The sequence below is a fragment of the Serratia marcescens genome (assembly GCF_001902635.1).
In the GTDB taxonomy this organism is placed as follows: Bacteria; Pseudomonadota; Gammaproteobacteria; order Enterobacterales; family Enterobacteriaceae; genus Serratia; species Serratia marcescens_F.
The window spans coordinates 24,873-51,530 of record NZ_MJAO01000002.1 but is presented as its reverse complement, the minus strand read 5'-3'; the positions used below and the strand labels follow the sequence as shown (position 1 = coordinate 51,530).

Annotated in this window: 23 protein-coding genes; 9 read left to right on the top strand and 14 right to left on the bottom strand. The window is 61.5% G+C overall.

Annotated features, from left to right (window positions below):
- Window position 1: 1 nt before the first annotated feature.
- On the bottom strand, window positions 2-1,123 hold the full coding sequence (locus BHU62_RS02170) for an agmatine/peptidylarginine deiminase (protein ID WP_073528936.1): 1,122 nt from the start codon (window positions 1,121-1,123) through the stop codon (window positions 2-4).
- A gap of 141 nt (window positions 1,124-1,264) precedes the next feature.
- Between BHU62_RS02170 and BHU62_RS02165 the strand changes: the two genes are divergently transcribed.
- Together BHU62_RS02165 and ggt are read left to right on the top strand one after the other, a co-directional pair.
- Complete coding sequence (locus tag BHU62_RS02165; protein ID WP_073528935.1) at window positions 1,265-2,128, top strand: LysR substrate-binding domain-containing protein; 864 nt, start codon at window positions 1,265-1,267, stop codon at window positions 2,126-2,128.
- Window positions 2,129-2,290: 162 nt separating this feature from the next.
- Window positions 2,291-3,964, top strand: coding sequence for a gamma-glutamyltransferase (ggt, locus tag BHU62_RS02160; protein WP_073528934.1), 1,674 nt, complete (start codon window positions 2,291-2,293; stop codon window positions 3,962-3,964).
- Between the two features lie 39 nt (window positions 3,965-4,003).
- Here ggt and BHU62_RS02155 read toward each other — a convergent pair whose 3' ends face one another.
- From BHU62_RS02155 to BHU62_RS02145, 3 genes are all read right to left on the bottom strand, one after another.
- Entirely contained in the window at window positions 4,004-4,774 is a 771-nt protein-coding gene (locus tag BHU62_RS02155) for a DeoR/GlpR family DNA-binding transcription regulator (RefSeq protein ID WP_073528933.1), read from the bottom strand.
- Between the two features lie 113 nt (window positions 4,775-4,887).
- On the bottom strand, window positions 4,888-6,111 hold the full coding sequence (locus tag BHU62_RS02150; protein WP_073528932.1) for an NAD(P)/FAD-dependent oxidoreductase: 1,224 nt from the start codon (window positions 6,109-6,111) through the stop codon (window positions 4,888-4,890).
- Window positions 6,101-7,504 (bottom strand): NAD(P)/FAD-dependent oxidoreductase, encoded by a 1,404-nt coding sequence (locus BHU62_RS02145; protein ID WP_073528931.1) that lies wholly within the window; start codon window positions 7,502-7,504, stop codon window positions 6,101-6,103. Before BHU62_RS02145 ends, BHU62_RS02150 begins: the two co-directional genes overlap by 11 nt.
- A gap of 258 nt (window positions 7,505-7,762) precedes the next feature.
- Between BHU62_RS02145 and BHU62_RS02140 the strand changes: the two genes are divergently transcribed.
- From BHU62_RS02140 to BHU62_RS02130, 3 genes are all read left to right on the top strand, one after another.
- Window positions 7,763-9,223 (top strand): FGGY-family carbohydrate kinase, encoded by a 1,461-nt coding sequence (locus tag BHU62_RS02140; protein ID WP_073528930.1) that lies wholly within the window; start codon window positions 7,763-7,765, stop codon window positions 9,221-9,223.
- Window positions 9,216-10,448, top strand: coding sequence for an ethanolamine utilization protein EutH (gene eutH, locus BHU62_RS02135; RefSeq protein ID WP_073528929.1), 1,233 nt, complete (start codon window positions 9,216-9,218; stop codon window positions 10,446-10,448). The genes BHU62_RS02140 and eutH overlap by 8 nt, the downstream gene beginning before the upstream one ends.
- Window positions 10,449-10,547: 99 nt before the next feature.
- Window positions 10,548-10,904: a DUF1937 family protein gene (locus BHU62_RS02130; protein ID WP_033640244.1), complete on the top strand. Its 357-nt coding sequence runs from the start codon at window positions 10,548-10,550 to the stop codon at window positions 10,902-10,904.
- A gap of 38 nt (window positions 10,905-10,942) precedes the next feature.
- Here the strand turns inward: BHU62_RS02130 and BHU62_RS02125 are convergent, their stop codons facing one another.
- Entirely contained in the window at window positions 10,943-12,868 is a 1,926-nt protein-coding gene (locus tag BHU62_RS02125; protein ID WP_073528928.1) for a DUF3857 domain-containing protein, read from the bottom strand.
- A gap of 123 nt (window positions 12,869-12,991) precedes the next feature.
- Window positions 12,992-13,546 (bottom strand): helix-turn-helix domain-containing protein, encoded by a 555-nt coding sequence (locus BHU62_RS02120; RefSeq protein ID WP_073528927.1) that lies wholly within the window; start codon window positions 13,544-13,546, stop codon window positions 12,992-12,994.
- A 144-nt stretch (window positions 13,547-13,690) separates the two neighbouring features.
- Here BHU62_RS02120 and BHU62_RS02115 point away from each other — a divergent pair, with 144 nt between their 5' ends.
- On the top strand, window positions 13,691-14,587 hold the full coding sequence (locus BHU62_RS02115) for a DMT family transporter (RefSeq protein WP_073528926.1): 897 nt from the start codon (window positions 13,691-13,693) through the stop codon (window positions 14,585-14,587).
- 208 nt (window positions 14,588-14,795) lie between these two features.
- Here the strand turns inward: BHU62_RS02115 and BHU62_RS02110 are convergent, their stop codons facing one another.
- Window positions 14,796-15,401, bottom strand: coding sequence for a nitroreductase family protein (locus BHU62_RS02110; RefSeq protein WP_073528925.1), 606 nt, complete (start codon window positions 15,399-15,401; stop codon window positions 14,796-14,798).
- 388 nt (window positions 15,402-15,789) lie between these two features.
- Here BHU62_RS02110 and BHU62_RS02105 point away from each other — a divergent pair, with 388 nt between their 5' ends.
- On the top strand, window positions 15,790-16,524 hold the full coding sequence (locus BHU62_RS02105; RefSeq protein ID WP_073528924.1) for a MurR/RpiR family transcriptional regulator: 735 nt from the start codon (window positions 15,790-15,792) through the stop codon (window positions 16,522-16,524).
- Between the two features lie 130 nt (window positions 16,525-16,654).
- Window positions 16,655-18,091 (top strand): 6-phospho-beta-glucosidase, encoded by a 1,437-nt coding sequence (locus BHU62_RS02100; protein WP_088776026.1) that lies wholly within the window; start codon window positions 16,655-16,657, stop codon window positions 18,089-18,091.
- Between the two features lie 47 nt (window positions 18,092-18,138).
- Here BHU62_RS02100 and BHU62_RS02095 read toward each other — a convergent pair whose 3' ends face one another.
- The 5 genes from BHU62_RS02095 to BHU62_RS02075 all read right to left on the bottom strand — a co-directional run bounded on the left by BHU62_RS02095 (window position 18,139) and on the right by BHU62_RS02075 (window position 22,671).
- Window positions 18,139-19,476: a D-serine ammonia-lyase gene (locus BHU62_RS02095; RefSeq protein ID WP_073528922.1), complete on the bottom strand. Its 1,338-nt coding sequence runs from the start codon at window positions 19,474-19,476 to the stop codon at window positions 18,139-18,141.
- A gap of 108 nt (window positions 19,477-19,584) precedes the next feature.
- A complete protein-coding gene (locus tag BHU62_RS02090; protein WP_073528921.1) occupies window positions 19,585-20,274 on the bottom strand; it encodes a VIT family protein in 690 nt (229 codons plus the stop codon).
- A gap of 25 nt (window positions 20,275-20,299) precedes the next feature.
- Window positions 20,300-20,773 carry a VOC family protein gene (locus BHU62_RS02085; RefSeq protein WP_073528920.1) on the bottom strand — a complete coding sequence of 158 codons (474 nt, stop codon included), beginning with the start codon at window positions 20,771-20,773 and terminating at the stop codon, window positions 20,300-20,302.
- An 11-nt stretch (window positions 20,774-20,784) separates the two neighbouring features.
- Window positions 20,785-21,135, bottom strand: a complete 351-nt coding sequence (locus BHU62_RS02080; RefSeq protein WP_073528919.1) for a DUF1428 domain-containing protein — start codon at window positions 21,133-21,135, stop codon at window positions 20,785-20,787.
- Window positions 21,136-21,225: 90 nt separating this feature from the next.
- A complete protein-coding gene (locus BHU62_RS02075; protein ID WP_073528918.1) occupies window positions 21,226-22,671 on the bottom strand; it encodes a GGDEF domain-containing protein in 1,446 nt (481 codons plus the stop codon).
- 388 nt (window positions 22,672-23,059) lie between these two features.
- On the opposite strand from BHU62_RS02075, the gene BHU62_RS02070 reads away from it, so the two are divergent.
- Window positions 23,060-25,198 (top strand): TonB-dependent siderophore receptor, encoded by a 2,139-nt coding sequence (locus BHU62_RS02070; protein ID WP_415915699.1) that lies wholly within the window; start codon window positions 23,060-23,062, stop codon window positions 25,196-25,198.
- Window positions 25,199-25,247: 49 nt separating this feature from the next.
- Here the strand turns inward: BHU62_RS02070 and BHU62_RS02065 are convergent, their stop codons facing one another.
- Together BHU62_RS02065 and BHU62_RS02060 are read right to left on the bottom strand one after the other, a co-directional pair.
- Window positions 25,248-25,751 carry a GNAT family N-acetyltransferase gene (locus tag BHU62_RS02065; protein ID WP_236720580.1) on the bottom strand — a complete coding sequence of 168 codons (504 nt, stop codon included), beginning with the start codon at window positions 25,749-25,751 and terminating at the stop codon, window positions 25,248-25,250.
- A gap of 13 nt (window positions 25,752-25,764) precedes the next feature.
- Window positions 25,765-26,580 carry an alpha/beta fold hydrolase gene (locus BHU62_RS02060; RefSeq protein WP_073528917.1) on the bottom strand — a complete coding sequence of 272 codons (816 nt, stop codon included), beginning with the start codon at window positions 26,578-26,580 and terminating at the stop codon, window positions 25,765-25,767.
- Window positions 26,581-26,658: the final 78 nt, after the last annotated feature.

The window sequence follows — 26,658 nt, the reverse complement described above, 5'->3', positions numbered from 1 at the left end:
CTTACACCGGCAGTTGGTGGGTTGCGCAGTGAATACCGCCGCCGCCGGCGGCGATGGCGTCGATCTCCAGCTGCACCACCTTGCGCTGCGGATAGAGCGCCGTCAGCAGTTCAAGTGCCGCCTGATCCGCCTGCGGGTCGCCAAACTCCGGGGCGATCACCGCGCCGTTGATGACGAAATAATTGATGTAGCCCGCCGCAAAATCCGGGTTGTTGCGGCTGAATCGGCTGTCGCGCGGCGCCAGCGGCGGCGAAAGCGTATGCACCTGCAGTTGGCGGCCATCGGCGTCGGTCGCCGCCTTGAGGATCGCCAGATGTTGCTGGGTAACCGCATGGTCATAAGAGGCCGGATCGGTGTCCAGGTTGGCCACCACCACGCCAGGCCGCACGAAGCGGGCGTAAAAATCGACGTGGGCGTCGGTGATGTCCCGGCCTTTAATGCCCGGCAGCCAGATAATTTTGCGCAGGCCGAGCATCGCTTTCAGCTCCTGCTCCACCCGGTCCCGGCTCCAGCCCGGATTACGGTTCGCATTCACCCAACTGCTCTCGGTCATGATGCCGGTGCCGTGCCCGTCCACTTCGATACCGCCGCCTTCGCCGACCAGTGCGCTGCGGCGCAGTTGAACGGCACCGTAACGGTTGGCGGCAAACGCCGCCAGGCGCGCATCCTTGGCATGCCGCTGTTTATTGCCCCAGCCGTTGAAGTTGAAATCCACCGCCCCGAGTTCGCCGGCGCCGTTGACGACGAAATTGGCGCCGAAGTCGCGCACCCAGATGTCATCCAGCTCGGTGACGACATAGCTGACGTTGTGGCTGCCGCAGGTGGCCTCGGCCAATTGCCGTTCACGCTCGCGGCAAAATACCGTCACCGGCTGAAACTCGGCGATGGCGCGGGCGATACGCCCCTGCGCCGCCTGCACGTCCGCCGTGAATTCGCCCCAGATGGCCCGCTGTGCGCCAAAGGCAAGAAACGCCCGCTGTTGCGGTTCCCCTTCGTCGGGCATGCGCCATCCTGAATTAAGCGCCTCTTTTGCGTAAACGCCCTGGGGAAAACTCAGCGACGACGTCAGGCTGACGCCGGCCACCGCAGAGAGTTGCTTGATAAATGTACGTCGCGTTGACATGATTACCTCAATTAATAATTATCAATTCAACACGTTATCAGCAAAGATAACGTTTTTTATTCAAGTCTTATGCTAGGCTTACCCAATGACCGCGACAAACGATATATTTAGTGGATATCTGATTAGACAGGCTTATCGATTATGTTAAAACACTGGCCGCCATTGAACGCGCTGCGGGGGTTTGAAGCGGCGGCGCGATTGGGCAGTTTTCATCAGGCCGCCGAAGAGCTGCACCTCACCCAGTCGGCGATCAGCCAACAGATCCGCAGCCTCGAAGCGTTTCTGGAGCAACCGTTGTTCTTCCGCACCGGACGCAGCGTGACCCTGACCGATGCCGGTCACGATCTGTTCAGCACCGCGCAGGTGATGTTGCAGCAGTTAGCCGTCGGTATCCGCCGTCTGGATCAATACCGCAAGCCCAATCAGCTGATCGTCAACACCACCCCGGCATTTGCCCGCCACTGGTTGGTGCCGCGGCTGAGCGAATTCAATCGCCTGCATCCGCAGATCGACCTGTGGCTGTTCACCAGCTTCGACCCGCCGGATATGACGACGGAAAGCATCGATCTGGCTATTCGCGACGATCTCAGCGCGCAGGCCGACTGCACCTTTAAGATCGTGTATACCGATCGACTTTACCCCGCCTGTCATCCCGGCGTGCTGGCGTTGTCGGAGGAACAGCGCGTCACCCTGCACGGTGAACGGGAGATGGACTGGAGCCACTGGACGGTGGCGGGTGGCGCGCACGTCGGCCAACGCAGCAGCGGGCTGAATTTTTCCGATCCCGGCCTGCTGTTAGACGCCGCCTGCAACGGTCTGGGCATCGCGCTGGTCAGCCGGCTGCTGGCGCAGCAAGCGTGTAGCACAGGCCTGCTGCAACCGTTAACCAAACAACGGGTGCGCGGCGCCAACTGGGCGTGGCTGCTGCACCGCGACAGCGAACACAACCCGCTCGCCCGGCAGTTTTGCCAGTGGCTACTGTCGGCGCTGCCCGCCGACGCATAACGCGCCACGTCACGATTCTCCATTCTGGTCAGGCGACGCCGCCTGACCGCTGCTACCTTCAATGAAGCGCCGCAACATTTCAAAAAAAACGCGCTAACTCGCTGTTTCAAAAATAATTAGTTGAATTCACCTGATAACTGAAAATCGCTAAAAGGATCTTCTATGTCTGCCGGTTTATTGAAAACGATAGCTCTGAGCGTGGCCATTGCCTGCACCGTTCCCGCCGCCTTCGCCGCCGATCTGACCGCCGGGGCGGTCGCCGCGCCGGATCAATATGGCGCTAAAGTCGCCGCGCAAATTCTGCAGGCCGGCGGCAACGCGGTCGATGCGGCGGTCGCCACCGCCTTTACTCTGGCGGTGACCTACCCTGAAGCCGGCAATATCGGCGGCGGCGGATTCATGACGCTGTACGTCGACGGCAAGCCCTATTTTCTCGACTACCGCGAAGTGGCGCCGAAGGCCGCCAGCAAAACCATGTACCTGAACGAGAAAGGTGAAGTGATCGAGAATCTCAGCCTGGTGGGCAGCCGCGCCGCCGGCGTGCCGGGCACCGTGCTGGGGCTGTGGGAAGCCCATAAACGCTTCGGCAAGCTGCCGTGGGCCGAGCTGCTGACGCCGGCCATCGGCTATGCGCGGCAAGGCTTCAAGGTGGCGGATCAGCAGTACCAGTACCGCGAAGATGCCAACAAGCTGTTCGCCGGCAAGACCAACTTCGGCGACTATTTCGGCGCCATGAAGCCCGGCACGGTGTTCAAACAGCCGGAGCTGGCCGCCACCCTCGAGCGCATCGCCAAGTTGGGCGCCGACGATTTTTATCACGGTGAAACCGCGCGCCTGCTGGTGGCGCAAATGCAGCGCGACAACGGGCTGATCGGCGCGGCGGATTTGGCCGACTATCGGGTGAAATGGCGTGAACCGATGCGCATCAGCTGGCGCGGCAACACCGTATATACCGCCCCGCTGCCCAGCTCCGGTGGCATTGCGCTGGCGCAGCTGCTGGGGATAAAAGAGGATCGCGCCGCCGACTTCAAGGGGGTGCAGCTAAACTCGGCTCGCTATATCCACCTGTTGGCGGAAATCGAGAAGCGCGTGTTCGCCGATCGCGCCGACTACCTCGGCGACCCGGATTTCACCAAGGTGCCGGAAGCACAGCTGATCGCCCCTGACTACCTGCAAAAACGCGCCGCCGAGATCAACCCGACGGCGATCTCGCCGACCGAGCAGGTGCGGCCGGGGCTGGAAACCCACCAAACCACCCACTTCTCGATCGTCGACGCCGCCGGCAACGCGGTCAGCAACACCTACACCCTCAACTGGGACTTCGGCAGCGGCGTGGTGGTCAAAGGCGCCGGTTTCCTGTTGAACGACGAGATGGACGACTTCAGCGCCAAGCCCGGCGTCGCCAATGCCTTCGGCGTAGTGGGCAGTGACGCCAACGCCATCGAACCGGGGAAGCGCATGCTTTCCTCGATGAGCCCGACCATCATCACCCGCGACGGCGACGTCAGCCTGGTGATCGGCACCCCTGGCGGATCGCGCATCTTTACCTCGATCTTCCAGGTGATCAACAACCTCTACGATTACCACCTGCCGCTGAGTCAGGCGGTGGCCGCCCAGCGCGTGCACCACCAGCTGCTGCCCAAAGACACTCTCTACTACGACAGCTTCGCGCCGCTGACCGGTAAACCGGCGGACGAGTTGAAAGCCATGGGTTACACCCTGGAAGATCAGGGTTGGAACATGGGGGATATTCAGGTCATTCGCATCGATGGCCGCACGCCGGAAACCGCGTCCGATCCGCGCGGCCGCGGCGTGGGCCTGGTGGTGAAAAAATAACAATCCCGGCGGCCCGCCGTATGCGGAACGGGCCGTCACTTACACCTGCGCCACCAACACATTGACGTTGGCGGGGAAAACCAACCCTTCCAATGCGTGGCCGCTGTCGGAGGTCACCAGATAATCGACCTCGGGCCATTTGGCCACCAGCGTCATCGCATGCCCGCGCAGCTTGTTTTCGTCCGCCAACACGATGCATTTTCGGCTCTGCGCGATCATTTTGCGCGCGATGGCCGCCTCGTTGACATTTTGATCCATCACCCCGGTCAGCACGTTGACCGCGCCGGCGCCGATGATGGCATAATCGGCGAAAAACGCCTCGATGTTACTCAGCGCGATCGCCCCCAGGCACGCCATTTTGGAGCCGATGAACTGCCCGCCGATCAGCACCACGTCGATGGAGTCATTTTCCAGACAGACGTTGGCGATCAGCGGCGAATTGGTGATGACCGTCAGCTGATCGACGGTCGCCAACTGCCGGGCGAACTCCAGCGTGGTGGAGCCGAAATCCACGAATACCGTATCGCCCGGCTGGATCAGCGTCACCGCTTTCTCCGCGATGGCGCGCTTCTCGGCCTCGGCGATTTTGGCCCGCTCGTTGAATTCATGCTCGAATTTGAACTGGCTGCTGACCGCGCCGCCGTGGATCTTCTTGATCAGCCGATAGTCTTCCAGTTTGTTCAGGTCGCGCCGAATGGTTTCCTGCGAAACCTGGAATTTATCCGCCAGCTCATTCACGTAAACCCGGCCGTTGGCTTGGATCAACGCCAGTATTTCATTGCGCCTTTCCACGGAATTAGAGATATCCATTCACATTACACTCGCTGCCTTTAGTAAGAGTGACTGCCTCCGCCGAGACTCGCGGCGTTAACTGACGGAATACTACGGGTTTCAGGGCGTTAGACGCAAGCCGTTGCCGCGCTTCATCCGGCGGATTCGATGCTGATGTGCAGCGCGTCACGCTCGCCGTCGGCCGGCAAGGCGATATTACGCAGCAGGATCCGCCGTTCGGGCAGGCAGCGATGCATTTTGCGATACAGCACTTTCTCCCCCAACCGCACCACCACCGAACCGGACACCGCCCGCTCCACGCGCATATTGATCGTGACCGTGGTAGGTTTGCCGATCAGCGCCACGTTGGCAGGCGCGGTCAGGCGTATCCGCTCGTCGTGCCGCACCGGGAGGGTTTGCCGCGCCGGCGGCAGCGTGCGCTGCAGCGAACGGGCAACGGCTTCGCCAACGCGCAGCCCTTCCTGATAACACTGGTCGCCCATGTCCGCCGGGTGCAGCATGTTGCCGACGGCGAAATAGGCGGCGTCAGAACAGCGGCCGAACTGATCGGTCAGCGGGCAGCCGCTGTCCGGCCGCTGCGCCAGATGGCTCTGGCGAACCAGCGTATACTCCCCGGTGAAGCGGCCAGTGAAGATCAGGCTGTCGCAGGCGATGCGCCGTTTCTCCCCCTGGCGATTCTCCACCTCGATGGATTCGACCCGATCGCGGCCGGCAATATCGGTCACCCGCGAAGCATAGTGGATCGGCACCCCCATCAGGCGCGCATAGAGCGCGCTCAGACGCCAGGCGACGGGCCGGTCGCCACTTTCAATCATGGCGACGGCGCGCACCCCGGCGTTGCGCAGCGTCCACAACGCGGAGAAACTGACCAGCTCGGTGCCGACCACCACCGGTGCCTTGCCCGGCTGCAACCCGCGCAGATAGACGAACTGCTGCAGCGCACCGGCGGTCAGCACGCCCTGCGGCCGCAGGCCACTCACCAGGCGCGGATGGCGCGGCGTCTCGCGCACGCCGGTCGCCAGGATCACCCGCTGCGCCTTCAGCGCGCTGACGCCACGCTGATCCGTGATGGTCAGTTCGCCGTCCGGCTTGATGGCGGTCACCGTCACGCCGGTGCGGATCTCCACTTGCCCGGCGCGCGCCAGTATCTTATCGACATAGGTGGAGCCGAGCATCGGCCGGTAAAAGGTTTGCAGCCCGAAGGTGGGATGCCGACAGTGCCTGGGCACGCCGCCCGCCTGCTGTTCCCGCTCCAGGATCACCACATCCTCGATCCCCGCCCGCCGCAGTGCGGTCGCCGCCGCGATCCCCGCCGGCCCAGAGCCGACAATCGCCACCTGATACTCAGTTTTCATCAATGCTCCCTACGGCCAGCGCCTGGCCAAAACGATCGCCCACCATTTCTGCCACCCGGCTGCTGCAATAAAAACCGTTGCAGCGCCCCATCATCACACGCGTGCGGCGCCGTAGCCCGCCGATGCACTCCGGCGGCACGGCGGAATCGAACGCCGCTTCGATCTCCCGCTGGGTCACCAGTTCGCAATGGCACACGATGCCGCCGTTGTCCGGGCGCGCGTAATCGCGCAGCGCGTAGTCGGCGAGCATCGGCATCTGCGGCCAGTGCACGGTTTCCGGCGTTGTCGGCGTGAAGCACGGCGTAAAATGGTCGCGGTAAAGCTGTTCCACGTATTGCGCGATGCCGAGCGCCGCCGTCAGGCCGGTGGAGCGAATGCCCGCCACGCAGATCCACTGCCGGTCGGGATAGTGCTGAATGCGATAATGTTTCTGTTCGGTCGCCGGGCGCAATCCGGCATAGCTGGCAGTCACGCTGTAATTGGCCAGCGTGGGCAACAGCCGGGTGCCCTGTTCGATCAGCTCGCGCATCTTGCTTTCGTCCACCGTCGCCGCCTCGCGATCCTGCTGTTCTTCGGCGGTTGGCCCCAGCAGCAGATTGCCGAAGATGGTTTTCGACAGCAGGACCCCTTTGGTGATCGCCGTCGGCACCGGCAAGATGATGGCGTTGACCTGCCCGGCGGCGGCCTTGTCGAACACCAGGAATTGCCCTTTGCGCGGACGGATTTCAAACTCGGGCTGATGGCAGAAACTTTCTACCCGGTCGCCCTGATTGCCGGCGCAGTTGATGACGATTTTGCCGTGAAACTCGCCCCGGTTGCTGGTTAGCCGCCAGCCGGTCGGCAAGCGTTCGGCGCCGGTCACCTCGGTATTGAAGCGATAATCGCCGCCGTGTTTGACGCCCTGCGTCAGGTAAGCCAGCGGCGTGCTCCAGGGATCGATCACGCTCTCCCCCGGCACCTCTACCGCCGCCAACGCGCCGGGTGCCAGCTGCGGCTCACGGCGATACAGTTCAGCGGCGTCGATCTGCGCCACGTCCGGCACGCCGTTGTCATGCGCTTGCTGCACGATCGCAGGCAGCGCCGCCAACTGCTGCTCGTCCCAGGCCACCACCAGTGCGCCGGTGGGCAGCAGCGGCAGATTCATTCGTTCGCGGATAGCGATGAATTCCCGGTAACCGGCCTGCATGCAGCGCAGCTCCAGGCTGCCGCTGGGCGCATCGAAGCCGGTATGCAGCAGCGCGCTGTTGGCTTTGCTGGCGCCGGACAGGATATCGCCCCCCTTTTCCAACAGCAGTGTACGGGCGCCCATCAGGCAGAATTTGCGGAATACCGCACACCCGACCACACCGCCGCCAATCACGACAATGTCCCAATCCGTTTGTTCTTCCATCATGCTGATGTCCCGTTTTGATGTGATAACCACAATAAAACCACACAATAACCCCATTTGAAATGGCAAAAACAACACAACTCCCAAAAAAAAGCCGCAGAACGCGGCGATAAGCAAAAAGTATGAGGTCGATCACGCGGGGTTATTTTATCTTGTGATTTATGTTGCTTTAATGTGTGAAATTGAAGATAGATTATTAAAACGGTCACACAACCAACACCAGGCACAATAAAAAAACAAAACCTATAAGAGAGCGAAGCAATGATGAATCAACGTTATGCCGCGATTGATCAGGGAACCACCGGCACCCGGGTCGTGGTGTTCGGCGAAGATGGCAGGCACCATTCGCCGGCCAGCATGCCGCACAAGCAGATCACCCCCAATCCGGGCTGGGTGGAACACGACGCCCTGGAGATTTTGGCGAATATCCGCCGCTGTCTCAGCCAGTGCGACATGGTGGACGCCATCGGTTTAGGGCATCAGGGCGAAAGCCTGCTGGCCTGGGACGCCGACAGCGGCCTGCCGCTGTACAACGCCATCGTTTGGCAAGATCAGCGTACCGAGCCGGAGATCCAGCGCCTGAAACGCGAAGGCGCCGAGCCGCTGGTGATGGCGAAAACCGGCCTGCCGCTCGATACCTACTTCTCCGCCAGCAAGATGGGCTGGCTGATGAACAACGCACCGGGCGCCAGGCAACTGGCGCAACGCGGCCGCCTGCGGCTCGGCACCATGGACGCCTTCTTCCTGTTCCACCTGTGCGGCCGGCATCTCACTGACTATAACTCGGCGTCGCGCACCTCGTTGTTCAACATTCATACCCTGCAGTGGGATGAAGAGCTGTGCCGTTTGTTCGGCGTGCCGATCGACAGCCTGCCTGAGGTCAGAGACAACATCGGCCACTTCGGCGACGTCGCGCTCAACGGCAAACCGGTGCCGTTGACGGCCTGCATCGTCGACCAGTTTGCCGGCACTTACGGCCACGGCTGCCATCAGCCGGGGCAGATGAAGATCACCTTCGGCACCGGCGCCTTTTTACAGGCGATCACCGGGCCGCGCCCGATCGACGCCGGCGACTCCGGCCTGCTGCCCACGCTGTGCTGGAAACTGCCCGGCGCCGGGCCGGTGTATGGCCTGGACGGCGGCGTTTATAACGCGGCCTCCGCCATTAACTGGGCGAGAAAGATCGGCCTGTTCAATGACTTCGATGAATTCGGCGATTTCCCGGCCCAGCCGGCCATCGCGCGTGGCCTGGCCTTCGTGCCGGCGCTCTCCGGGCTGGCCTGCCCGTACTGGGACCGCTCCGCCGCCGGGGTGTGGGCCGGCCTGTCGCTGGAAACCGAACGCAAGGATCTGCTGCAGTCGATCCTCGAAGGCATCGCCATGCGTTCCGCCGAGGTGATCAACGCCATGGATAAGCTGAAACCGATCGGCGACAGCATTTCGGTGGACGGCGGTCTGTCCGCCAACCGCTATTTCACACAGTTTCTCGCCAACCTGATCCAAAAACGCATCGTCTCTCCCGCCAATAAGGAGATCACCGCCCAGGGCGTGGCGCAGTTGGCGCGCAAAGGGTTGGGGGTAGAACAGCCGCTCAAGGTGCTCAACCGCTATGAAGTGACGGAACCCGCCGAGGTCGATATGGCGGTCTGGTTCGCCCGCTATCAGGAAATCATCGCGCGCTCGCGCGGCTTACGTTCATCGCAGGAGGAACACCATGGCTGAGTTCGGTAATTTCATCATCTATATCATCATGGCCGGCACCCTGATCGGCGCGCTGGCGTCGATCGTCAAACCGGAAGGCGAACTGGGGCGCGAGTTCGTCAACGGCATCCACGCCATCGGCCCGGTGTTTCTCGCCCAGGCGGGCATCATGGCGGCGATCCCGATCATCTCTTACCTGATCATGTACAGCATCGGCCCCTTCTTCTCGGCGCTCGGCTCCGACGCCTCGATCGCGGCGCTGGCGGTGATCGCCGTGGACATGGGCGGCTATCAGCTGGCCGACGCCATCGCTGCCAACCGCGACATGTGGATCGTCGCCATGCTGGTGGGCTATACCTCCGGCGCCAGCATCGTGTACCTGATCCCGGTCGGGCTTATCATGCTGAACCGCGACGACCATAAATATCTGGCGCTGGGCGCAATGGCGGGCCTGATCAGCATTCCGTTCGCCGTGCTGATCGCCCTGGTGACCATCACCTTCAACAACCTGCCGGTCAGGGAGATCATTTCCACCACCTCGCCCGCCGCGCACTATCTGCAGCTGGACTTCCTGCAGGCGCTGCGGCTGCTGTCGCCGCTGTTCGCCCTGTGTTTCCTGCTGGCGCTGGGGTTGAAGTTGCGGCCGGCGGCCATGGTGAAAGGGTTCCTGATCTTCGGCAAGGCGGCGGACGCCTTTATCAAACTGGTGCTGGCGCTGTGCATCATCGAGCATTTCACCGGCGTGTTTAAAAAGGTCTTCGGCGGCTGGGTATTCGATCCGTTATTCGCCGACAAAGACGAATTATTCCGCGCCATCGAGATTGCCGGTTATATCGGCATTATGTTGGCAGGTACATTCCCTATTTGTTATTTGTTCCAGCGCTATTGCCGCAAGCCGATGCATTTCATCGGCAAAAAACTCGGCCTGTCGGATACCGGCGCACTGGGCTTTATTATGGTGTTGGCCAATATCATCGCGGTTTATCACCTGTTTAAAGGCATGCGGGCGCGCGATAAGGTGCTGTGCGTGGCCTTCGGCATCTGTGCGCAGGCCACGTTGGGCGACCACCTGGCGTTTACCGCCAACTTCCAACCTTCGCTGGTGCTGCCGATCATGATGGGCAAATTCCTTGGCGGCATGATCGCCGTACTGATCGCCATCAAGATCTCGGTGCCGGAAGCCGAATTGCTGGAAAAAGCACAGACGCAAAGGCAGTCGACGGTGATTGCCGCCGCCACTCGCTGAATTTATCCCTGAGCCATAAAAAATAAACGGGGCGCAGCCTCACGGGAAAGCTGCGCCCTTTTTTCACCCACGACCTATTTATTGAGAGAGAAAACGGTAATGAGAAAGATATTTTTGGCCTGCCCCTACAGCCACGCCGACGCCAACGTCGTGCAGCAACGCTTTATCGCCTGCAACGACGTCGCCGCCACTATCGTGCGCGCCGGCAGCGCCGTTTTTAGCCAGGTCAGCATGTCGCATCCGATCAACCTGTGTTTGCAAGAGCTCGACAAAACCGCCATCGGCAAGCTGTGGGCGCCGATCGACGCGCTGTTCATGGCGGCGATGGATGAGTTGATCGTGCTCGATTTGCCGGGTTGGCAAGAGAGCGGCGGCATCAAACGCGAGATGGACTCTTTCGCCGCGCGCGGCTGCCGCGTCAGCCTGTGGTCCGAGGTCGCGGGCGAGTTCAACTGAGGCCTGCGCCCCGCCGCCGAACGCGGCGGGGCATCGGTTTATTTGCCGTTGGCCAATTCGCCGTACACCACCTGGCCGCGGAAACCGCGCCGCACCTGCTGGAACAGCTCGCGGAACGCCGGGTAATCCTGCGCCTGGCACAGCGCTTCCTTGCCGCGAATGGCGTTCACCTGCAGCCGGTGGTTGACGATCACCTGCTGCCCGTCGCGCCGCCACGCCACGCGATAGTCGCCCGCCGCATTGCGGAACTGCCTGTCTTGCGGAATGGCGATGATCGGCACGTTGGCCGGCAGCTGCAGACGGTAAGTTTCGTCGTAGCGCTGTGCGCTACAGTAGAACGGCGTTTCGTTGCCCGGCGCCGCCGTGGTGGTATACAGCGTGCGGAACGATTTGCCGCCGGGCGGATTGGGCAGCGTCATGCCGCCTACCACGCCGAAATCGACGTAGTCGTCCGCCTTGAAGCGGAAGCGGTAACCGAACTGTTTTTTGAGATCCAGCGGATCGCTGTTCATCGCCACCTCACCGCTGCCGTCGATGCCGGAAGCGGACATGATCGACGCTTCGGCCTGCGCCCGGTTCTGCCGGTTAAGCTGCGAGAAGTACCCCCGCAGATCAATTTCTTCTACTTCACTTAACCGACGCTCGGTCTGCCCTTGCAGATTGCCCGCGTTGTCGAACACGAAATCGACGCTCAGCGCGCTCTTGACCGGCTGCTCGTCACTGCCCGGCGTGCGCGCCAGTTTGGCGTCGCGCGTCAGCAGCACCGGCGCCCCCAAATCACCTTCCGGCAGTTGCCCGAACCGCGCCCAGGGGTTGGTGGAATCCAGGTACAGATTGAACTCCGGCACGTAGGTGATGGCGTGGTTAAAGCGGCTGAGCAGCGGCACTTTAGGCAGTATTGGGCCTTCGTTCATGCCGATCAGCACCGGCGAGCTTGCAATGCCCTTGGCGGCGAGCAGCGCCTCCAGGATCACCACGTGATCCTTACAGTCGCCGTAGTGGTTGTCGAGAATGCTCTGCGCCGAGTTCGGCTCCAGCCCGCCGTTGCCCAGGTACACCGCCACGTAGCGAATGTTCTGCGCCACCCAGCGATAGAGCGCCTCCGCCTGCTCGCGCCGATCGCTGATGCCGGCGGTGATGTTGTCCGCCAGCGCCTGAATGCCCGGCGTCACCTTCGCCGCCGCGCCGGCCTTCAGCTGGTAGGCCTTGGCCAACTGCGGCCACTCGCGGTAGGTGCCGGCCATGATGGTCGGGCTGAAGGTCCAGCTGTCCGCCGCCCAGTTTTGCGATTTCATCGGCGCGCTGCGCGAATAATGCCAGCGCCAGTGCGCCTGCCCGTCGCGGATCTGCGGCTTGTCCCCGCCCGTCACGCCGCGCGTGAAAATATGCATCGGCAGCTTGGCCGGCGCCTGCAGGGTCACTTCGGCGTCGTCGAACTGATCGAAAACGCTGAACGTCTCCCACAGGCCGAAATAGTCGGGGAAATACGGCGTGTTTTGCGTGCGACGCAGCTCATACACCACGCGCGAGCCCGGCGCCAGGTTGGAGAACACGATAACGCGCACTTTGCGATCGGCGTACAGCGGTGCCGTGGCGCTGGAGTAGCTCTCCTGGGTGTAGATGCGATCGGGCGCCACGTCGTGGCGTTGGCCGTCGGCGGTCAGCGTATAGGCGGCAACCACCTCCAGCGTCTCCATTTTCTCGCTGTAACTCAGGCGGATTTGGCTGAATTTCTCGACCGCCGCCTTGGTCTTCAGCAGCACTTCGTAGCTTTCCGTCTTCACGTTGGTGGCGTTGGCGTTGACCCGGTAATCCGCGCGATAGCGCACGAAGCTGAAATCGTTGTTGGCCGTGTCGCTCTGGCCCTGATCCGCCGCGGCAGGCGGTGCAGCGGCCAACACGGTGGCCGGGTGCGTCGCCGTCAAACCGGCGAGCAACAGTATGGATGGAATAGCGATTTTCATCTTCGGTCCTTGAAGGGCGTTAAACGGCGACGCCGGGTGACACGCCCGTCCCGGCGTCAAAACAGGCGGGCACACTAATACAAGTGAGAATCGTTTTCAATAAACAGACCCTCAACGCCCAGGCTAGCCCTGCTCGATCAGCATCACCGCAGTGGTCTCCGGTTCCAGGGCTTCGAAAATATGCTCGCGATCGGCGGAGTAGCTGATGTAATCCCCGGCGCTCAGCTCCAACGGCTGATCCGCCGGCCCAAGACGCGCCCGGCCGCTGCTGATGATCACATGCTCGACGGTGCCGGGGGAATGCGGCCGGGAAAGCTTCGCTTCACCAGGCTGCACCCGCAGGCGATAAATATCGCGCTGTGCCCCCGGCGGGCAGGTCGCCAACAGCGTGGCAGCGTAGTTGCCCTGCTCTGACAGCGCGGGCGTTCCCTCGTGGGCACGGATCACTTGCACCTGCCTGCTCGGCTGTGAAATCAACCGGCTGACCGGCACGTCCAGCGCCATCGCCAGTGCCCACAGCGTTTCCAGGCTGGGATTGCCGCTGCCGGCTTCCAGCTGCGACAGCGTGGATTTGGCGACGCCCGCGCGTTTCGCCAGTTCGGTCACTGACAGGTTCAACCGCTCCCGCTCACGGCGGATCGCCGCCGACAACAGGCCGATTGGCGTGATGTTCTGCATCCGATAGTCACTCACTGTTCGCTATACCATCCAATTGTTCGACTTGACGAACAACCGTTGCCGTGTTCATCATATTGTCCGATTGTTCATTTTAATGATTAAGTCGCCTCGCCGCAAGCACGGTCAGGCAACGAGGAGGACGATATGAAAACGAAAACGCGCGGCGTACTGCAAATGATCCTGGCCATGACCATCTCCGGCACCGTGGGTTGGCCGGTGATCGCTTTAGGGCAACCGCCCGCCACGGTGGTGTTTTGGCGCTGCGCGTTCGGCGCGCTGGCGATGCTGGCGACCTGCGCCGCACTCGGCCAGTTGAAGCGAGGTACCATCAACCGGCACCAGCTGGCTTTCGCCATTCTGGGGGGCGTGGCGTTGGTGCTCAACTGGACGCTGCTGTTTGCCGCTTATAAGCATGCCTCGATCGCAGTCGCCACGGTCACCTATCACGTTCAGCCGTTCATGTTGGTGGCGCTGGGGGCGCTGCTGTTCGGCGAAAAGCTGACGGCCAATCGGCTGGGCTGGCTTCTGGTGGCGTTCGCCGGGATGGTGTTGATCGTCACCGGCCGACAAAGCGGCGGCGGCGGCGATGACTACCTGCTCGGCGTCGCGCTGGCGCTGGGCGCGGCCCTGATGTACGCCATTGCGGCGGCGATCGTCAAACAGCTGGCCGCGTTGCCGCCGCAGCTGATCGTATTGATTCAGCTGACCGTCGGCGCGTTGGCGTTGGTGCCGTTCGCCGGCCTGGCCCAACTGCCTGCGGCGCCCGTCGATTGGCTGCTGCTGGCGACACTCGGCCTGGTGCATACCGGGCTGATGTCCACGCTGCTGTACGGTGCCATTCAACAGATCCCCACCCCGCTGGTCGGCGCCCTGTCGTTCATTTATCCGGCGGTGGCGATCGTGGTGGACTGGGCGGCGTTCGGCCACCGCCTCAGCCTGTTGCAGCTGCTCGGCACGCTGGCGATCCTGGGCGCCGCGGCGGGCATGAACTTCGGCTGGCGGCTGGCGCCGGTCACCCGTCGGGCCGATAGAACCGGTTAATCCCGCCCAGCGGGCAAGCTATGCACGATAAAGCATTCGTCTTGCGCCCGGCCCGGTGCTATTTATTTAAACCGTGTCGGGTAGAAGGAGTTTGCTATGTGGTATCACCGCCTGCAACGGCGCATCCGTTTCAGCTACTGGAACGAACTGTGCGTCGCAAAAAATAAGGGAAGGCGCAAGCCTCCCCTTTTGTCATTCACCGCTCAGATCAGAAACGGTCGGTTTTCACTACGTCGTCGAACGGCAGTTTGCCGATGCGTGGATAAGGTTGCCCCGCCGCCTTACCGATGGCGACCATCAGCGCAATTTGATAATGCGCCGGTTTGTTGATGATCTCACCCACCGCGTCGAAATCAAAACCGTCCATTGGGCAAGAGTCGTAGCCCTGCGCCTTGGCCGCCAGCATCAGCGTCTGGGCGAAGATGCCGCTGCTGCGCATCACTTCGTCGCGCTGCACCTGCGGCTTACCGCGATAATACTGATCGACGGCCGGGATCATGAACTGCTGCACCGGCTCCGCCGCCTCGGCCCAGACATTTCTTACCTGTGACTCCCAGCTCGACAGATCGCCGCACAGCACGACCAGCATCGATGCGTCGGTCACCTGCGCCTGTCCCCACGCCGCCTCACGAATTTTCTCGCGCTGGGCGCGGTCTTCGATCAGCAGCGGGCGCCAGTGTTGCAGGTTGAAGGCGCTGGGCGCGCCCTGCAGCGCGATGGTCAGCAACGCTTGTTTCTCTTCGAGCGTCATCCTGTGCTGCGTATCGAACTGTTTGGTGGCGCGGCGCTGGCGGATTGCCTCTAACGTATTCATTTTACTGCCTCTGTCCATGTGAAAGGCCCTATTGTCACCAACGCGGCGCGGCTGTCCAGCCCCCGGCGGCTCTTTCTGCGCTGACTCCGAGCTGATTGCCGTCACCATCATCAATCCGGCCTGAGGCATCGCCTTTGCCCTCCTTTAGCTTTAGAAAGCAAAAACCGGCATTTTGCCGCCGGCCTAAGCTGACCTATGCTAACCCGGTGTGATGAAATGCGTTTTCATGACACGTCTTCCGGAACGTTTTGCTTTATTTGTTCGTCGTGAACTCTGGGCCGCCCCTGACTGGTGCGGCTTTTCTTTTGCTCCGGCAGTGCCGGCGGCGGTGAATTTTGCTATGTTAACCCGCAGATAAGCTTCTCGTTTTCAGCCGCCGGACCGACTCATGTTTACCCATAAAGCAATCGCCGAACTCAACGCCCTGGAGCTGATGGTTTATAACTACGTCAGCAAACACAAGAATCAAGTGATGTACATGACCATTCGCGAGTTGGCCGAGGCCGCCGGCGTGTCCACCACCACCGTGCTGCGGTTTTGCAAGAAAATGGGCTGCGACGGCTATTCGGAATTTCGCATCCGTTTCAAGCTGTATCTCGAACAGAGCGACGCGCCGCCGGTCGATGCCGGCATCGGCGAAATCCTCAGCTTTTTTAAAAGCGTCAGCAACGAAGAGTTTAATCAGTTGATCGATCAGGCGGTGCAACATATCGCCGCCGCCGAGCGGATTATTTTCGTCGGCATCAGCACCTCCGGTGCACTGGGGAAATATGGCGCGCGTTTCTTTTCCAACGTGGGGAAATTCAGCACCCATATCGACGATCCTTATTATCCCATCAACAGCGACATGTATAAAAACGCGGTGGCGATCATGCTGTCGGTCTCCGGCGAAACCGAAGAGATCCTGCGCCTGGCCAGCCAGTTCAGCCTGCACCACTGCAAGATCATCAGCATCACCAACAACGAAACCTCTTCGCTGGCGCGGCTGGCGGACTTCAACCTCTCCTATCACGTTCCGCAGCATTTGATCGGCGGGCATCATAATATTACCACTCAGATCCCCGTGCTTTACATTATTGAAACCATCGGTAAACGGCTCGGGCAGATTAATTCGGCAAAATAAAACAGGCTGTTTTTTTACTGTGACAAATCACTTTATGCGGTGATTTGTTATATCGTGACATTCCTTTCCATCTTGCTACTCTATTCTCAACGCAGCGTTATTACCCTTCATTAAATAAACCGATGAGACATTGACGATGAAACAGTTGCCGAAGGATTTTCTGTGGGGGGGCGCGGTGGCCGCGCACCAGGTTGAAGGCGGTTGGGATCGGGGCGGCAAAGGGCCAAGCATCGCCGACGTGCTGTCCGGCGGTTCGCACGGTGTGGATCGCGTGATGACCGACGGCGTGCTCGACGGCTATCGCTACCCCAACCACGAAGCGGTGGACTTCTACGGCCGCTACAAGCAGGACGTGGCGCTGTTCGCCGAGATGGGCTTCAAATGCTTCCGCACTTCGATCGCCTGGACGCGCATCTTCCCCAACGGTGACGAAACGACGCCGAACGAGGCCGGCCTGCAGTTTTACGACGATCTGTTCGACGAACTGCTGAAATACGGCATCCAGCCGGTGATCACCCTGTCCCACTTCGAAATGCCTTACCATCTGGTGAAAACCTACGGCGGCTGGAAAAATCGCCGGGTGGTGGAGTTCTTCGTGCGCTTCAGCGAGGTGGTGATGCGCCGCTACCGCGAAAAGGTGAAGTACTGGATGACCTTCAACGAGATCAATAACCAGAGCAATTACCGCTACCCGCTGTTCGGCTACTGTTGTTCCGGCGTGGACTACACCCAGGAAGACAACCCGGAGCAGGCGTTGTATCAGGTGTTGCACCACCAGTTCGTCGCCAGCGCGCAGGTGGTCAAGCTCGGCCACCAGATCAACCCCGAATTCAAGATTGGCTGTATGCTGGCCTGCGTGCCGTTCTACCCGTATTCCTGCAAGCCGGACGACGTGATGTACGCCGTCGAGGCGATGCACCAGCGCTATCTGTACACCGACGTGCAGATGCGCGGCTACTACCCCAGCTACCTGTTGCGCGATTGGGAACGCAAAGGGCTGAAGATCGAGATGCAGCCGCAGGACGCGCAGATCCTGCGCGAAGGTTGCACCGACTACATCGGTTTCAGCTATTACATGAGCAACGCGCTGCAGGCCAACGCGGTGGACGGCAGCGACGGCATGTTCGGCTTCCCGGGCAACGTGCCGAACCCGCACGTCAAAGCCTCCGACTGGGGCTGGCAGATCGATCCGGTCGGGCTGCGCTATTCGCTGAACGTGCTGTATGAACGCTACCAGAAGCCGCTGTTTATTGTGGAAAACGGCTTCGGCGCCTTCGACAAGGTGGACGCGGACGGCCAGATCAACGATGACTACCGCATCGACTATCTGCGCGCCCATATCGAAGAGATGAAGAAAGCGGTGATTGAAGATGGCGTTGACCTGATCGGCTACACCCCCTGGGGCTGCATCGACTGCGTGTCGTTCACCACCGGCGAGTACAGCAAACGCTACGGTTTCATCTATGTCGACAAGCACGACGACGGCACCGGCACGCTCGAACGTTCACGCAAGAAGAGCTTCGACTGGTACCGCCGGGTGATCGCCAGCAACGGCGAACAGCTGTAACCGCGCAGCAGGTTATCAGGGGCGATCTTCGCCCCTTTTATTGCGCCTTACTCCGCCGCCTGCCCGGCGGCGAGGTACTTCGCCATTTCCGCCGGCGGTACCATGCCACCGCCGGTCGCCCACACCAGATGCGTCGCCTGCGCCAGGCTCTCGGCGCTCACCCCTTGCTCGCTGAGCTGCCGCACCTGGGCCGCAATGCGCCACGGCCCGGCCATGCCGGCCAACGCGGAAGGCTCCAGCTGAATATGCTCGTGCCTGTCCAGCAACCCGAGCAGCGCAAACATCTCTTCGTCGCTGAGGGTGTAAAACGCGCTCAGCAGGCGCTCCATCGCCCGGCCGACAAAGCCGGAGGCGCGCCCCACCGCCAGCCCGTCCGCCGCCGTGCGGTTGTCGATACCGAGATCTTGCACCGCAATGCCGTCATGCAGCCCGCTGTAGACGCCGAGCAGCATGCAGGGCGAATGGGTCGGCTCGGCGAAGACGCAGTGAACGTTGTCGCCGAACGCCAGCTTGAGGCCAAACGCCACGCCGCCCGGCCCGCCGCCGACGCCGCACGGCAGATAAACGAACAGCGGATGTTGCGCGTCCACCACGATGCCCTGCTCGGCGAACTGCCGCTTCAGGCGGCCGCCGGCCACCGCATAACCGAGGAACAGGGTTTGCGAGTTTTCATCGTCGATAAAGAAACAACGCGGGTCGTTCGCCGCCTGTTTGCGCCCCTGCTCGACCGCCACGCCGTAATCTTCGGCGTATTCCACCACCGTCACGCCGTTGTCGCGCAGCTTCTGCTTCTTCCACGCCCGCGCATCTGCCGACATGTGCACGCTGACGTCAAACCCCAGCCGCGCGCTGATGATGCCGATCGAGAGCCCCAGGTTACCGGTCGAGCCGACGGCGATACGGTACTGGCTGAAGAATTGGCGGAACTCGTCGGAAAACAGCCGGGCGTAGTCGTCGCCCGTCTGCAGCAGCCCCGCCTCCAGCGCCAGCTTCTCCGCGTGCGTCAACACCTCGTAGATGCCGCCGCGCGCCTTGATCGAACCGGAGATCGGCAGATGGCTGTCCTTTTTCAACAACAGTTTCCCGCCAAGCCGCAGCCCGTAACGCCGATCCAACGCCTGCTGCATGGCGGGGATCGCCACCAGCTCGGATTCGATGATCCCGCCGGCGGGCCGGGTTTCGGGGAAGGCCGCGCTGAGATAAGGCGCGAAACGCGCCAGGCGCTGCTCTGCCGCGGCGACGTCGGCGGCGGTCAGCCCGACATGGGGCAAGCCTTCGGCCAGCGTTGTGGTGCATGGATTGAACCAGGTGATCGGTTCGAGGGCGACCATGTGTTGCAACAGCGGATGCTGTGCGACCCACGGTTGAATCTGTGATTTTTGCATAAGTGTCCCTGACTGGTTACGCGTTGCCGTCACCTTGCCGCGAACGCCGGCGGCTGACAAATGATAAATTCTGCGCTTGAGGTGCAATAGATTGATGCAAGCGCGATGCTACCCGGCCGCGACGCCAAACAGCATGCCGACGCCGGAGGAGACCGCCATCGCCAGGGCGCTCCAGATCAGGATGCGCGCCACGCCCGGCAAGATAGGCGCACCGCCGGTTTTCGCGGCAATGCCGCCGAGAATGCCGAGGGAACAAAGCGCCGACGCCACCAGCGCTGGCCGCGTCCAGTCGAGCGGCACCCACAGCGCCACCAGCAGCGGCAACAAGGCGCCGAGGGAGAAACTTAAGGCCGACGCCAGCGCGGCCTGCAACGGCCGGGCGCGCGTGGCGGCGGAAATGCCCAGCTCGTCGCGCGCGTGGGCCTCCAGCGCGTCATGCGCCATCAGCTTTTCCGCTACCTGTCGGGCCAGCGCCGGATCCAGGCCACGATGCACATAGATCGACGTCAGCTCGCGGAATTCTCCCGGATAGTCTTCGAGCAGTTCAGCCTGTTCCTCCGCCAGCGCGGCCTTTTCGGTATCCGCCTGTGACGAAACCGATACGTATTCGCCGGTAGCCATCGACATCGCGCCCGCCACCCACCCGGCGACGCCGGCGAGCATCAGCGCCGAATGCGAAGCGCTGGCCGCCGCCACGCCCAACAGCAGGCTGGCCGTCGAAACGATGCCGTCGTTGGCACCCAGCACCGCGGCCCGCAGCCAGCCGATACGTTCAATACTGTGTTGCTCTCGGTGCATCCGTTCTCTCCTCGTCTCTCATCGACTACTCGCGCGCCGCCGCTTCCAGGCCGGCGATGTCGATTTTACCCATCAACAGCATCGCTTCCGTCACCCGCCGCACCCGGGCGGCGTCGGGATCGTTCATCAATTCCGTCAGGCGCCGCGGTACAATCTGCCAACACAGCCCCCAGCGATCGCGCAGCCAGCCGCACTGCTCCGCCTCGCCGCCCTCGCTCAGCGCGTCCCACAGTCTATCCACCTCAGCCTGATCGTCACATTCCACCATGATGGAGAAGCTGTGGTTGAACGGATCCAGCGGCCCGGCTTCAATCGCCGCATAGCGCTGATCGCCCAGGGTGAAAGAAGCCAGCTTCACGCTGCCGGCGGGGCCGCTCGGCGTATCCGCCGGCAGGTCGGAAAACCAGTTCACGGATGAACCGGGGAGCAGTGCGACATAGCAGTTCAACGCCGCTTCCATGTCTTTTTCAAACCACAGATGTTGCGTAATTCTGGCCATCGGCGCCTCCTTCACTCATCGAGGATCGGCGCGAATCCGCCAAAGATCATGCGCTTGCCGTCAAACGGCATGTCGCCCAGCGCTTTCATGCGCGGATCGTTCATCATTTTCTCATTGGCGGCGTCGCGCACCGTCTTGGAGGGATACTCTATCCAGCTGAACACCACCACTTCGCCTTCTTGCGCCTTCACCGCGCCGCGAAAGTCGGTGAGTTTGCCGTCGGGCACGTCATCCCCCCAACACTCTACGATGCGCGTGGCGCCAAACTCTTTGAACAGCGGCGCCGCGGCCGCTGCCAACCGATGATACGCCTCCTTATTGGCGGCCGGCACCGCCACCACAAACCCGTCTACATATTTCATCCCGGCATCCTCTTGTCTGATAAAGACAGTCGGTTCAGCGCAGGCGAAGGTGCCCGCGCCCCCCTACCAGTTTAGACGGCAGGCAGGCGCTCAGGATCGAAAGTTCAGCGTCGGTGGATAAGTTTCCGGCGTGGCGACCTGATTGCGGCCGGCGTTTTTCGCCTTGTAAACCGCCAGATCCGCCAGCTTAAGCAGATCGGCCAGGCTTTGGCCGGAACCGCCTGGACAGGTGACCATGCCGATGCTGACGGTGATCTGCAGCGGATAACCGGCCGGCATGGGGATCGATTCCGTTTCAATGCGCTGGCGAAGACGTTCGGCCAGCTGCAATCCCTGCTGCGGCTGACCGAGCGTCGACACGATGGCAAACTCTTCGCCGCCCATGCGGCCGAACAGATCGTCGACGCTCAGATCGTCGGCGATCGCACGGGTAAAGGCCATCAACGCCTGATCGCCGCCGGCGTGGCCGAAACGGTCATTAATCGATTTGAAATAGTCGATATCGAGCATCATGACGCAAACCAGCTCGCCTTTTTGGTCGATCAACCGTTCGCCGCGCTGCATAAACGCGTTGCGCGTCAGCACGTGCGTCAGCGCATCGTGATTCGCCACATGCTCCAGCGTGCGCAACAGCGCGTTGCGTGCATAGTTCATGCTGGCGACGGCGATCGGCCCCAGCGCCAGCAATGCGATGCCCAGGCGCATCGACACCGCGTTTTGCAACACCTTCATGTCGAGCGTACTGCTCAACAGCCCGAAATCGATCGCCAAATGGCACCACAAGACATAGGCCAGTACCGCGATCATGGTGCTGAACAGCGAAAAGGACATCGCCAGCCACAGCAGCACCGGCATCGGAAAGATCACCGCGCCGGGGCCGCCGATCAACACGCTGCAGGTAGCCGCCAGCAACAGCAGCGCCAATACGGCGAGTTTCCGGCCTGCACGCGGCCATTGGCTACGCTGCGCCAGCATGGTGCCGGCCGCACGCAGGCGGTGTCGCCAATCGGCGGGAAACACCAGAATAAACGGCATCAGCGTGACGTAGTTGGTGAATTCGGATGAGAACCACAGCGCCAGCGAAGTCGAATAGGGCCTGCCGAACAGCCACTGCGAGGCAACGGCGCCCGCCACGCCGGTGGTGGCGGCGGCGGCCAGACAGATGCCGAACAGGTACATGCTGGAAGCGCCGCGCTGCAGCATACGTGCCGGCGGTGACAGCCGCATGAACAACAGGTATCCCACCACTACGCCGGCCAGATTGGCGGCGTTCAGCAGCAGCGCCTTTTCCAGTGAACTGCCGGTCAGCAGATCCGCGCTCAGATAGCCCAGCACCGCCATACACCAACCGGCGCGCGTGGCCCACTGCGGGCGGCGCACCAATACCGCCAGCAGCACGGCGTTCGCCGGCCAGAATATCGCCAGAAAACTGCCGGGGCGGCTCTCGATGCCCAGCAGGCACAGCGTGCACACCAGCAAGAAAACGGTGAGCGCGGGCCAGATTTTTCGGGCATCGGACAACGAGGTGGTTTGCATCTTGGATCCAGAGACTTCCGCTAGCGTAAGGTGACAGTCTGTTCGCGTCACAACCGTCGGCGGTGAGGAGAATATAAACGGCCGCCCCGGCTATTATTGCCAGTTTTGTCGGCTCGAACACCTGTTTATTCATCAAGGAAAAATATATTTGTGTATCAATATATTGACGGCGAGCGCCACCGTTGGCATACAAGCTGCCGGGGGGAAGCCGTCGCCTTGACCGTTCTGAACACCCTGTCGCCAGATGGCTGGTAAAATCCGCCGTATTTTTCCTTAATGACAAAATAAAATCGGGCAATGCGCCGATACGTCAATTCCCGCTATCCAAAATCAATAAATAATAATTATAATGATAATCGTTATTATTTATAATTCACCATGGAATGATATGCACCAGTCAGTTCTTCGCCAGCCTAATAAAAGCAAAAAAAATCACGCCCTTCGCACGCTTCCCTTGTTTGCCGGCCTGTTTCCCGCCCTGGCGTTCGCCGCCGCGCCCGATGCAAAAAAGGAAGACGCCATCACGGTGACCGCCACCGCCCTGCCTGCCGGCAGCTATAGCGCCGATACCGCCTCAACCGGCAGCAAAACCGCCACGCCGATCGGTGAACTGCCGCAATCGGTCAGCGTCGTTACCTCGCAGGTGATTGACGACTTCCAGGTCAAAAGCGTCAATGACGCGATGAAATTCGTCAGCGGCGTCACCCAGGGCAACACGCTCGGCGGCACCGAGGATGGCTTCGTCAAACGCGGCTTTGGGGTTAACTCCGACGGTTCGGTATTCATCGACGGCGTGCGCAGCAACCAGGGGCTGAGCATGGACGCCACCACCGATCGCGTCGAGGTCCTGAAAGGTTCCGCTTCGCTGCTGTATGGCATCCTCAGCCCCGGCGGTGTCATCAACCTGATCAGCAAAAAACCGCAGTATGACTGGAACACCCGCATTAGCGGCGCCACCAACAGCTTCGGCGGCGGCAGCGGCAGCGTCGATGTGACCGGCCCGCTGGGCGGCGGCTTCGCCTTTCGCCTGATCGCCGAGCGCCAGCACGAGGATTACTGGCGCAACTTCGGCAGCGACGAACACACGCTGATCGCTCCTTCACTCAGCTGGTTCGGCGACCAGGCTTCCTTTAACATCGCCTACAGCGAGTACAAATACGACATTCCTTACGATCGCGGCACCGCGTTTATCGGCGGTAAACCGGTCGACGTGCCCTACAACCGCCGGCTGGACGACTACGCCAACCGCGCCTGGGGCAAGAACAAACGCCTGAACGCCCATTATGAATATGCGCTGGATCCGATCTGGACCACCCGCCTCAACTACGCCTGGCTGCAGCGCCGTTACGACAGCAACGAAGTGCGCGCCACCGCGATCGACACCGCGACCGGCATCGTTTCGCGCCGCGCCGACGCCAACCGCGGCTTCAATCACCAGACCGATTATTATTCCTGGGATGTGACCGGTTCGCCGGAAGTGTTCGGCATGCAGCACGACCTGCTGCTGGGCGTGGACTACGAGAAGAACCAGACTTACAAGGCCTACTCCTATCGCGGCAAGGTGTCGAAAACCTTCAACATGTACGACCCGGTTTACGGCGAAGCCCCTGTCACCGACAACACCACCTACAACGACTCGCTGAGCAACCTGCGCGCCACGCTGTTCAGCCGCTCGCTGTACGCCAAGGACAGCATTCATCTCACCGACCAGTGGATCGCAGTGCTGGGCGCACGCTATCAGTCGTATTACCAGAACAACAGCAACGGTTTCCAGAAGCCGAAAAATACGCTCAATGACAAAGACGATCAGTTTTTGCCGCAGGCGGGGCTGGTGTATAAGCTGACGCCGAATCTGTCTCTGTACGGTAACTACAGCCGTTCCTTCACGCCGTCCACCGCCATCGACGATAACGGCAACGTCGCCACGCCGGAAACCGGCACCACCTATGAGGTGGGCGGCAAATGGCAGATCACCCCGGCGTTCGACGCCACGCTGGCGCTCTACCGCATCGATGAAAGCAATATGTCGATCTTTATCAACGGCGTAACCCGCAGCATTCCCAAAGCGCGTTCCACCGGCGTTGAACTGGAGTTGAACGGCGAAGTGGCGCGCAACTGGGATCTCACCGCCAACTACAGCTACGACAAAACCGAGATCGTCGAGGACAACCTCAACCCGGCCAACGTCGGCAACCGGCTGGTCAACGCCCCGACCAACATGGGCGGGCTGTATCTCAGCCACCGCATGACGCTGCCGGTGGTGCCCGGCGACGTGCGCGTCGGTGGCGGCGCGCGCTATGTCGGCCGCCGTGCCGGCGATCCGGAGAACAGCTTCACCATGCCGGCCTATACCGTGGCGGATGCTTTTGTCGCCTGGGACAGCAAGCTGCTGGGGAAACATACCCAGTTGAAACTGAACGTGAAAAACCTGTTCAACCGCGAGTACTATGCTTCCAGCGCCGGCAACCTGCGCGTGATTGAAGGGGAACCGCGTAGCCTCAGCCTACAGGCGACGGTCGATTTCTAATCCGCTATTCTCGGGCGCCGTTCGGCGCCCGTTTTCTTTCCGCCAACCGTCAAAGCGCCTTGCGGTACATCACAAAGCCGGGGCGCTCCGCCACCCGGTCGTACAACCGCATAGCGGTCTGGTTGGTTTCATGGGTATTCCAGTAAACGCGCGGCAGCCCCAGCTGCTGGGCGCGGTCGTAGACCGCCGCGATCAGCGCCCTCGCCACCCCCTTGCCGCGCACCGCTTCGGCAGTAAACAGATCCTGCAGATAACAGTTGGGCTGCAGCTGAATGGTGCTGCGATGCAAGAGATAATGCGTCAATCCGACCACCTCTCCCCGATGCTCGGCGACCAGCGCGTACATCGGCTCGTAGGCGTCGAAAAAACGTCGCCAGGTGGTCTGCGTCACCTCATCCGGCAGCGCCGTTGTTCCCTGACGACCGTAAAATGCGTTATACCCTTGCCACAACGCCAGCCAGGCGGCGTAATCTCGCGCTTCCAACGCCCTGACCACGATGCTTTCGTTCATGATGTCCTCTTCGATGATGTAGGGATGACCCGCATCCAGCATAGAACAACGAACGTTAACGTGCAGGCTGCGGCATCACCTCGGCGAGAAAATCCAGCAGCGCACGATTGAACAACGCCGGCCGCTGCAGCGGCGCGAAGTGGCTGACGCCCGGCAGCGTCACCAGACGGGCACCGGGAATGCTGCCGCTCAGGTAGGCGGCATGCTCGGCGCGGATAAACTCATCGTGTTCGCTGTGGACGACCGTCACCGGCACACGAATGGCCGCCAACTCCTGTGCGGTGTAGTTCGGCTGGCTGCTCATCATCAGGCTCACGGCAGCGACGAACGCGTCGAATGCCTCCGGCGTCGGCGACAAGGCGGCATAGTCCTGCACGTGGCGCGCGAAGCAGCGCTCGACGATCGGGCTGACGGCCGGCGGTTTAACGCCGCTGGCGTCCATATTGCAACCGAAGAAAAAGACGCCGTCCACCCGCTGTGGCGCCCGATGGGCGGCGATAAGCGCCACGCAGGCGCCGTCGCTCCAGCCCGCCAGCACGGCGTGTGGGAGCGGCAACGCGTCCATCACCGCCAACAGGTCATCGGCCATCCGATCGTAACGGTAAGGCCGGGCGTCGCGCGTGCTACGCCCGTGCCCGCGGCTGTCGATGACCAGCACGCCATACCCGGCAGCCAACAGCGCCGGCAGCTGATACCCCCAGTTGCCGCTGTGGCCCAGGCCGCCGTGCAGCAGGATCACCGTCGGAGCCGCGCCATAGGCGGCATACCAGATACGCGCACCGTCATGTTCGACAAAGCCCTGTCTGGAAGCGGGCGGCAACGGCGGCGCGCCCTGCGCGGCAAAGTGGGTCAAGTCGTCGTCGGTTTGCATCTTGCTCTCCTCACTATTCGCCGACGTTGTGCGCCGAAACGCCATCAACGGAGTATAGATCGCACCGGCAGGCGGTGC